Annotated in this window: 9 protein-coding genes; 6 read left to right on the top strand and 3 right to left on the bottom strand. The window is 73.0% G+C overall.

Going from position 1 to position 7,440, the window contains the following annotated elements:
* A partial coding sequence (locus tag QSK22_RS26525; RefSeq protein WP_285497100.1) for a transposase occupies positions 1-365 on the top strand: 365 nt, incomplete at its 5' end.
* A 31-nt stretch (positions 366-396) separates the two neighbouring features.
* On the opposite strand, the gene QSK22_RS26520 is transcribed toward QSK22_RS26525, so the two are convergent.
* Entirely contained in the window at positions 397-606 is a 210-nt protein-coding gene (locus QSK22_RS26520; RefSeq protein WP_285497099.1) for a hypothetical protein, read from the bottom strand.
* Positions 607-770: 164 nt separating this feature from the next.
* On the opposite strand from QSK22_RS26520, the gene QSK22_RS26515 reads away from it, so the two are divergent.
* The 5 genes from QSK22_RS26515 (at position 771) to hutI (ending at position 5,187) form a co-directional block, all read left to right on the top strand.
* Positions 771-2,000 carry a helix-turn-helix domain-containing protein gene (locus tag QSK22_RS26515; RefSeq protein WP_285497098.1) on the top strand — a complete coding sequence of 410 codons (1,230 nt, stop codon included), beginning with the start codon at positions 771-773 and terminating at the stop codon, positions 1,998-2,000.
* Positions 2,001-2,252: 252 nt separating this feature from the next.
* A complete protein-coding gene (locus QSK22_RS26510) occupies positions 2,253-2,573 on the top strand; it encodes a hypothetical protein (protein ID WP_285497097.1) in 321 nt (106 codons plus the stop codon).
* The gene (locus QSK22_RS26505; protein WP_285497095.1) at positions 2,570-2,776 is read left to right on the top strand and encodes a hypothetical protein; all 207 of its coding nucleotides are present in this window, start codon (positions 2,570-2,572) and stop codon (positions 2,774-2,776) included. The genes QSK22_RS26510 and QSK22_RS26505 overlap by 4 nt, the downstream gene beginning before the upstream one ends.
* A gap of 77 nt (positions 2,777-2,853) precedes the next feature.
* Positions 2,854-3,930: an RNA ligase (ATP) gene (locus tag QSK22_RS26500; protein ID WP_285497094.1), complete on the top strand. Its 1,077-nt coding sequence runs from the start codon at positions 2,854-2,856 to the stop codon at positions 3,928-3,930.
* An 87-nt stretch (positions 3,931-4,017) separates the two neighbouring features.
* Positions 4,018-5,187: an imidazolonepropionase gene (hutI, locus tag QSK22_RS26495; protein ID WP_285497093.1), complete on the top strand. Its 1,170-nt coding sequence runs from the start codon at positions 4,018-4,020 to the stop codon at positions 5,185-5,187.
* A 3-nt stretch (positions 5,188-5,190) separates the two neighbouring features.
* Here the strand turns inward: hutI and QSK22_RS26490 are convergent, their stop codons facing one another.
* Positions 5,191-5,682 (bottom strand): flavin reductase family protein, encoded by a 492-nt coding sequence (locus QSK22_RS26490; RefSeq protein WP_285497108.1) that lies wholly within the window; start codon positions 5,680-5,682, stop codon positions 5,191-5,193.
* Between the two features lie 8 nt (positions 5,683-5,690).
* Positions 5,691-7,394 carry a signal peptide peptidase SppA gene (gene sppA / locus QSK22_RS26485; RefSeq protein ID WP_285497092.1) on the bottom strand — a complete coding sequence of 568 codons (1,704 nt, stop codon included), beginning with the start codon at positions 7,392-7,394 and terminating at the stop codon, positions 5,691-5,693.
* Positions 7,395-7,440 lie beyond the last annotated feature (46 nt).

Below are 7,440 nucleotides of genomic sequence, written 5' to 3'. Positions count from 1 at the left end.
AGCACGCCCGCGTGGTGGATTCGTTGGAGGCCAAGCACCCCGAGGCCGCGCAGCATCTGGACGAGGCCCGTGACGACCTGTTGGCCTTCACCGGCTTCCCTCGCCAGATCTGGCGGCAGATCTGGTCGAACAACCCGCAGGAACGCCTCAACAAGGAGATCCGGCGGCGCACCGACGTGGTCGGGATCTTCCCCGACCGCACCGCGGTCCTCCGCCTCGTCGGCGCCGTGCTGATGGAGCAGACCGACGAGTGGACCGAGGGCCGCCGCTACATGGGCCTGGAGTTCCTCGCCAAAGCCAGACTGCGGGTGATTGACGGCGGTCCTTGCGGGGACGGGACCGACCAGCAGGCGATCACTGCTTAACCTGCAGAAACAGGATCACGCGGAGGCCGACTCATACACCACTCCGCTGGACGTGACCGAGATCTGCCGGCACACCCTCGTGATCGAACACGTCCTGGATTCCCGCCTGCACGTCGGCCCTGGCTTCTTCCGGTGTATCGCCGTAGCCGTAGACGAAGTTTTTGGGGCCGAGAACCGCCCGGGCATTCCAGACGCCGTCCTCGTCCTGCTCTACCGTGATCGGTACAAGCACGACGCTCATGATGTCCTCCGATAGGCAAGGGGGCTCGCCCCAGCCTGCATCATTCTAACGAGGTTTCATCCTGCGGCCTCTGGGCGCATGTAGATTCCGCGTGGTGAGGGCCTGACGCGCGGGCGGGGCGGCTCGTAGCCTGAAGGCGGCGGGTCTTCGAAAGGTGCGGGCTCATGCGTGACATCGATCCGGCCGACCCGGAGCTGTCGGTGGGGCAGCGGGTCCAGTACTTCCGGCGGCGGCGCGGCATGAGCCGCGAGATTCTCGGCGGGCTGGTCGGCAAGAGCGCCCGCTGGGTGAAGGCGGTGGAGCGCGGGGAGATCAGGGAACTCAAGCTGCCGACCGTGCTCAGCCTCGCCGAAGCCCTGCGACTGCGCGACATCGCGCAACTCACGGGCGGGCGGCCGCTGCCCACCAGCATGTTCCGCGGCCCCGGGCATCCGGCGCTGCCCGTCGTCCGGGACGCCATCAACTCGGTGTCGGTGTCCATGACCGATCCGCCCAGCCCGCTGGACCACCTGGAGGCGCGGCTGAGCGCGGCGTGGCGGGCGCGTCATGCGGCTCCCGACCACCGCACCGTCCTCGGTGCGCTGCTGCCCGACCTGATCAAGGACGCCAAGAACGCCGTGCGCGCCTACGAGGGAGCGCAGCGGCGGCACGCGCTGTCGCTGCTGGCGCGCGTCTACAACCTCGCCCAGTTCTTCCTCGCCTACCAGCCGTCGCCCGACCTGCTGTGGCGCGTGGTCGAGCGTTCGATCATGGCGGCCGAAGAGTCCGGGGACGCGCGCGCGTTCGCCGGGGCCGTGTGGCTGGCCGCACAAGCCCACCGGGACGCGGGCGACTTCGACGCGGCCGAGGCCGTCAACCGCGAGGGGCTCGACCTGCTCAGAGGCTGTGCCGACGACGCCGATGACGAGCTGCGGGCGCTGTGGGGCGCCCTCCACCACGAGGTCGCCTACACGGCGGCCTGCGCCGGACAGCGGGGAACGGCGTGGCGGTGGTGGGAGAAGGCGCAGCAGATCGCTGAGTCCCTGCCGCCGGACTTCTACGAGCCGATGACGTCGTTCAGCAGGGTGATCATGGGTCCGCACGCGGTCACGGTGGCGGTCGAAGGGCGGCAGGGCGGCGAGGCGCGCAGGCAGGCGGCCCGGACGGCCGCCGCCGCCATCCCGTCGCACCCCCGCAAGGGCCGCCATCTCATCGAGGTGGCACGCGCATGGCGCCTCGCCGGCGACGAGGAGGCGGCACTGCACGCGCTCGACAACGCGTACGCCGCCGCACCCGAAACGATCCGCTACAACGGCTACGCCCGCCGAATGGTCACCGAGCTGGCCCAAGAAGGCCCACCCAGCCTCCGCCAAGACGCCCACGACCTGGCCGACCGCATCGGCCTCCTCGTCTAACGCCCCTGGCCGGGGTTTTCTCCGCGAACAGTGTCAATTCAGGGCGCGGTGTGCGTCCGCGCGGCGGGAGAGGTAGGGGACAACTTCCTGTCCGCCCTGCGCTGCGGGGCGTCCTAACGTCCCGCCATGACAAACTCACGCAGAGTGATCAACTGTGGTCTCAGGGTCACATCGAGGCTGGCGGCCGAGTTCCCCGGGTGGTGGGTTGAGGGTGCGGGTGGGCGGTGGGTGGCGCGGAGGCGGCCCGCCGGGGTGCAAGGCGTCGACTTCGTCGTCTCCGAGGTGGGGGCCGGGTCGGCGGAGGAGCTGCGGGCGGCGCTGAGCCTGATCACGCGGACCGACGCCGTCGTCATGGTGCGGCGGCTCGGGCGGGCGCTCGCCGAACGCGGGCGCCGCGTCCATGTGCGGCGGGATGTGCTGGTGGCGGTCGACGCGGGTGGCGGGGAGTGGGCGGTCGTCTGGGACGGCGTGTGGTTTCGGTGGGGAGACGGGGCGCCGGTGCCACCGGCCCTCGATATCGATGACACCGCGGAGTTGATCGACCGGGCCATGCGGCGGGAGTCGGGGCGGTGAGCGGGTTCCGGGTGTTCGGTGTCGATGCCGAGCGGCTGCACACTCCGGCGGCGCGGGCTCTCGAAGAGCGGTTTCCGGGGGCGTGCGTCTGGTACGGGCTGGCGACGCGCAGATGGTGGGCGCTGGAGGGCGGGCGGCTGCTCGAAGCCGGCACTCCGGAGGATCTCGCGGGGCAGATCGCCTGGCTGCGGAGGTTCGCATGAGAAAAACGCGTTGCCGCGGTCACGCCGGGTCCGGACACTCGTTCGCGTAGATCATGACGGTACGAGAAAGGGCCGTGATGTCCACGCTGCGGGTCACCGCCGAACAGCTGACCATACACCCGCACGGCAACGCCGACGCGCTGGAGCTGGCGCAGGTCGGTCTCTATCGGGCTGTCGTCGCCAAGGGCCGCTACCAGACCGGGGACTGGGCGCTCTACATCCCCGAGGGGGCGGTGCTGCCGGACGAGCTGATCGAGGAGCTCGGCCTCACCGGCAGGCTGGCCGGTTCCAAGAAGAACCGGGTCAAGGCGGTCCGGCTGCGCGGCGAGCTGTCGCAGGGCATCGTGTGCGTGCCGAGGGCGGTGGACGGCGTCGACCTGGCCGAGGCGCACGCGCAGGGTCGCGACTTCGCACCCGAGCTGGGCGTCACCAAGTACGTGCCCCCGGTCCCGGTGCACCTGGCCGGGGAGGTCGAGCCCGCGTCCGACCTCATCCCGTGGATCGAGATCGAGGACATCAAGCGGTACCCGCAGCTGTTCGAGGCCGGGGAGCCGGTGGTGGCCACGGAGAAGATCCACGGCACGGCGTGCGCGTTCACGCTGGCCGGCGGCGAGGCGTACGTCTCCTCCAAGGGGTTCGGCGCCAAACGGCTGGCGATCAAGCGGGACGCGTCCAACCTGTACTGGCGGGCGGTGGAGGCGTACGGCGTTCCCGAGGCCGCCGCGCGCATCGCCGAGCGGCTGGGCGTCGAACGGGTCGGCGTGTTCGGCGAGGTGTACGGCAAAGGCGTGCAGGACCTGGCGTACGGAGCCGACGCCAAGGGCGAGCGTCCCGGCTACGCGGTGTTCGACATCGCGGTCTCCGGCGCCGACGGCCACGTGCGCTGGCTGGACCCCGCCGAGCAGGCCGAACTCCTCGACGGGCTGGGCCTGCCGCGCGTGCCCGAGTTGTACGCGGGGCCGTACGACGCCGACGCGCTGATGGAGCTGGCCACCGGCGAGGAGACCGTGTCGGGCACGGGCGCGCACCTGCGCGAGGGCGTGGTGGTGCGCACCGCCACCGGCCGCTACAGCCCGGTGGTGGGCGGCCGCGCGATCGGCAAGTTCGTCTCGCCCGCGTACCTGACCCGCAGGGGCGGCACCGAGTACGAGTGAGCGCCCTCCGGCGGTCCGTCTCGCATGTCAGACGGATCGCCGGGGACGGGCCCCGGCCCCACGGGCGGCGGGTGCGATGCTGGCCGGGTGAGCATCGTCATCACGAACATCGGCGAGCTGGTGACCAACGACCCCGGCCTCGGCGACGGCGCGCTGGGCCTGCTCAGGGACGCGGCGGTCGTGATCGACGGCGACGCCATCGCCTGGGTCGGCCCCGCGCAGCGGGCGCCCGCCGCGGACGAACGGTACGACGCGGCCGGACGCGCCGCCCTGCCCGGCTTCGTGGACTCCCACGCGCACCTGGTGTTCGCCGGGGAGCGGGCCGAAGAGTTCGCCGCGCGGATGAGCGGCCGCCCCTACACCGCGGGCGGCATCCGCACCACCGTGGCCCGCACCCGCGCCGCGTCCGACGAAGACCTGCGGGCCAACCTGCGCAGGCTCGTCGGCGAGATGGCGCGGCAGGGCACCACCACCGTCGAGTGCAAGTCGGGCTACGGGCTGACGGTGGAGCAGGAGGAACGGGCCCTGCGCATCGCCGCCGAGACCGCCGACGAGGTGACGTTCCTGGGCGCCCACGTCGTCCCGCCCGAGTACGCCGGCGACCCCGCAGGCTACGTGCGGCTGGTGGCGACCGAGATGCTCGCCGCGTGCGCCCCGCACGCCCGCTGGATCGACGTGTTCTGCGAGGACGGCGCATTCGACGCCGACCAGTCCCGGGAGATCCTCACCGCGGGCGTGCGCGCGGGCCTGACCCCGAGGATCCACGCCAACCAGCTCGGCCCCGGCCCGGGGGTGCGGCTCGCCGTGGAGCTCGGCGCCGCCTCCGCCGACCACTGCACCCATCTCACCGACGCCGACGTCGACGCCCTCGCCTCGGCCGCGACGGTCGCGACGCTGCTGCCCGGCGTCGACTTCTCCACCCGCCAGCCCTACCCGGACGCGCGGCGGCTGATCGACGCGGGCGCCACCGTGGCGCTGGCCACCGACTGCAACCCCGGGTCCTGCTACACCTCCAGCATGCCGTTCTGCATCGCGCTCGCCGTCCGCGACCTGCGCATGACCCCGGCCGAGGCGGTGTGGGCGGCCACCGCGGGCGGAGCGCGGGCGCTGCGCCGCGACGACGTGGGCCGCCTGGCCCCCGGCGCGCGCGCCGACGTGCTCGTGCTGGACGCCCCATCCCACGTCCACCTCGCCTACCGCCCCGGGGTTCCGCAGGTCGCCGCCGTGTGGAAGGCGGGACGCCGCGTCCCGGCATAGCCGTCAGGACCCGCCCAGGTAGCGGCGGTGCACGCGGATCAGCGGGTCGCGGCGGCGGGCGATGTAGTCGGCCGACAGCACCTCGGCGACGAACAGGACGTGGTCGCCCGCCTCGATGCGCTGCCGCGTCTCGCATTCGAGGGCGGCCACGCCGTCGTCGGCGATGAGGGCCTCCGAGCGGGACCCCCGGTGGTGCGGCTCGCCCGCCAGCAGGAGGCGGGCGCTGGGCCGGCCCGCGGCGGCGAAACGGCCCGCGAGGGCGCGCTGCCCCGCGCTCAGCACGGTCGCGGCCCAGCGGTCCCGGCGCCGCAGGACCTCGCACAGGTAGGACGTGGCCGTGACCCCGGCCAGCACCATCGGCGGCTCCAGCGACACCGACATGAACGACGTGACCGTCGCGCCCAGGTCGTCGCGGCCGTCGCGGACGGTCAGCACCACCACGCCGGTGGCGAACCCCGCGACGGCCTCGGTGAAATCGGCGACGCTGACGTTCATCTCCCGGCTCAGCGGAACTCCCACACGCCGGGAAGGGTGAGCGGGCCGGCCGCGGGCAGGCCCAGGCGGGTGGCGACGCCGGACAGCGAGCCCCAGCCGTCCAGGCGGGCCGCGGCGGCCGTGCGGTCCTCGCTGGACTCGGCCGGGCGCAGCCGCTCCAGCGGGGACACGTGCGGGTAGGAGCGGACGGGGGCGTCCTCGGGCAGCCCGGCCTTCTTACGGGCCAGGTCCAGGGCGTGGTCGAGGCCGCCGAGCTCGTCGACCAGTCCGTTCTCCTTGGCGTCGGCGCCCGTCCACACCCGGCCGCGGGCCAGTTCGTGCACGCGCTCGCGGGACAGGCCGCGGCCCTCGGCGGCCTTGGCGGTGAAGTCCTCGTAGATGCGGTCCAGGGAGGCGTTGATGCGCTCCCATTCGGAGTCGCTGAAGTCCTTGGTGGCGCTGAACATGCGGGCGTGGTCGCCGTCGGCGACGCTGCCCATGCCGATGCCCAGCCGGTCCAGCAGCCCGTTCACCACGGCCTTGCCGACGACCACGCCGATCGACCCGGTGATGGTGCCGGGCTGCGCCACGATCGCGTCGGCGGCCATGGCGACGTAGTAGCCGCCGGACGCGGCCACGCTGCCCATCGACACGATCACCGGCTTGCCCGCCTTGCGCGCCAGCACCACCTCGCGCCAGATCGCGTCGGACGCCACCGCCGACCCGCCGGGGCTGTTGACGCGGAACACGATCGCCTTGACCCGCTCGTCCTTGACCGCGGCGCGGAACGCGGCGCCGATCGTGTCCGAGCCCATGGCCGGGCCCTGGGTGGGCAGCGGCCCGCCGCGTCCGCTGCGGCCGAGCCGGATCGGCCCCTGCCCGTTGATCAGCGCGACGACGTCCTGGCGGCCCGGCTGCGGCAGCCGCTTGGCCAGGCCCTGCGTGCGGTTGTAGCGCGACACGTACCGCAGCTGCGCCTGCGCGCCGACCTCGGTGCGCAGGTCGGCGTACACCTGGTCGCGGTAGCCGAGCCGGTCGACCAGGCCCGCCTCCAGGGCCTCGTCGGCCAGCAGCGGACCCCGGTCGATCAGGTCGCGGACCTTGTCCTCCGGCAGGCCGCGGGCGGCGGCGATCCCGGCCACCAGTTGCTCGCCGAGCGACTCGACCAGGCGCTGGGACGATTCACGGTGCTCGGGCGTGTAGCCCTGCTCCATGAACATGTTCGCCATGGTCTTGTACTCGTGCCGCTTGGCGAACCGCGGCTGGATGCCCGCCTTCTCCAAGGCCCCGGCCAAAAACGGCTCCTCCATCGCCACGCCGGTCAGCCCGACCTCGCCGGACGGCTGCAGGTAGATCCGCTCGAACGCGGTCGCCAGGTAGTACGGCACCGAGCCGTGGCCGCCCTCCCCGAACGTCTCGGCCCACGCGACGGTGAGCTTGCCGGCCTCGCGCAGCGCCCGCACCGCGTCGCGGACCTCCTGCGCCATCGCCACCGGGACGGTGCCGGCCACCTTGACCACCAGGGCGCGGACCCGCTCGTCGCCGCGGGCGCGGCGCAATCCGTCCAGCACGTCGCGTAGGTGGTTGCGGCGCATCGACATGATCGCCGTCAGCGGGTCGGCGGGCGGGGTCTCCACCAGGCCGTCGGTGAGGTCGAGTTCCAGGACCAGCGGGGCGGCGCGCCGTTCGCGCGCCTGCTTGAGGAGGGTGACGACTGTGCCGGGATCCACCATGGCCCCAGCCTATGCGCAAGCCCCGGCGCACCGGCCACGGTCGGAC

It is taken from the genome of Actinomadura sp. NBRC 104425 (genome assembly GCF_030269545.1).
Taxonomy (GTDB): Bacteria; Actinomycetota; Actinomycetes; order Streptosporangiales; family Streptosporangiaceae; genus Spirillospora; species Spirillospora keratinilytica.
Note: the sequence above shows the minus strand (reverse complement) of the source record. Positions and strands in the feature narration are given on the sequence as shown.